The organism is Streptomyces sp. T39 (genome assembly GCF_008042045.1).
Lineage (GTDB): Bacteria > Actinomycetota > Actinomycetes > Streptomycetales > Streptomycetaceae > Streptomyces.
Genome location: NZ_RDBP01000276.1, coordinates 1 through 1458 on the forward strand (window position 1 = coordinate 1; position 1458 = coordinate 1458).

Consider the following 1458-nt stretch of genomic DNA (forward strand, 5'->3'; position numbering starts at 1 on the left):
GGTGTAGATGACGTACGCGGCCCCGCCGTCCCCCTCGGCCGTGCCGCGTACGTCATCTACACCTCGGGCTCCACCGGACGCCCCAAGGGCGTGGTGGTCACCCACGACGGGGTCGGCAGCCTGATCGCCACGGCAACCGACCGGATCGGCGTGGGACCGGACAGCCGGATCATGCAGTTCGCGTCCGTCGGCTTCGACGTCACGGTCTGGGATCTGATCATGTCGCTGTGCGTCGGCGGCCGGCTCGTCCTCGTCCCCGCCGCCCGGCGCGTCGCCGGGCCCGCGCTCACCGAGTACATCGCACGGCACCGCGCCACCCACATGATCCTGCCGCCCTCGCTCGTCTCCGCGCTCCCGGCGGAGTGCGAACTGCCCGAGGGCGCCGTGCTGGTGGTCGGCACGGAGGCCGTGCCGGCCGAGCTGATCGCCCGCTGGGCGGGGCGCCTGCGCATCGTCGTCGCCTACGGGCTCACCGAGGCGAGCGTCAACTCCACGCTCTGGTCCGCCGAGCCCGGCCGTCCCGGGCCCGCACCCATCGGCGGACCGGACCCCAACACCCGCTGCCGGGTGCTCGACTCCGCGCTGCGGCCCGTGCCCGTCGGCGTCGAGGGCGAGCTGTACGTGGCCGGGCGCGGCCTCGCGCGCGGCTACCTGGGCCGCCCCGGCCTGACCTCCGAGCGCTTCGTCGCGGACCCGTTCGGGGCGCCGGGCGAGCGCATGTACCGGACGGGCGACCGGGTCCGGTGGGGGGCCGACGGCAATCTGGACTTCCTCGGCCGGGCCGACGGCCAGATCAAGATCCGCGGCCACCGCATCGAACCGGGCGAGATCGAGAGCGTGTTCATGGCCTGCCCGGGCATCGCCCAGGCGGCCGTCCTCGTCCGCCAGGACCATCGAGGGGCCCCACGGCTGGTGGCCTATCTCGTCCCGGACGGCGGGGGCGGCGGGGCCGAGGCCGCCGTCGCCGACGCCCGGGCCAGGGCGGCCCGGACCCTGCCGGACGCCATGGTCCCCTCGGCCGTGGTCCCGCTCGACGGCCCGCTGCCGCTCACCCCCAACGGCAAACTCGACACCCGCGCGCTGCCCGAACCCCGATGGACGCCGCGGGGCGGCTCCACCGCCCCCACCACGCCCGCCGAGACGCTGCTCGCCCGGCTGTTCGCCGACGTCCTCGGGCTGGAGACGGCCGGCATCCACGACAGCTTCTTCGAGCTGGGCGGCGACAGCATCGTCGCGATCCACCTCGTCACCCGGGCGCGCGCGGAAGGGCTGGTGATCAGCCCGCGCGACGTCTTCCGCCTCCGCACGGTCGCGGCGCTGGCCGCGAGGGCCGCGGGCTCCCCGGGCTCGGCGGCGTGGAAGCAGAAGCCCTCCTGGAGCGGTGTGGCCGGGACGATGTCGTGGAGGTCCCCCAGTCCGGCACCGAGCAGGGCCCGCTCCTCGGGCGTCGTCGCCACC

Annotated in this window: 1 protein-coding gene; it reads left to right on the forward strand. The window is 75.7% G+C overall.

Features of this window, described 5'->3' with window-relative positions:
• The coding region (locus EAO77_RS38235) for a non-ribosomal peptide synthetase (RefSeq protein ID WP_147992854.1) at positions 1–1458 on the forward strand (1458 nt) is incomplete at both ends.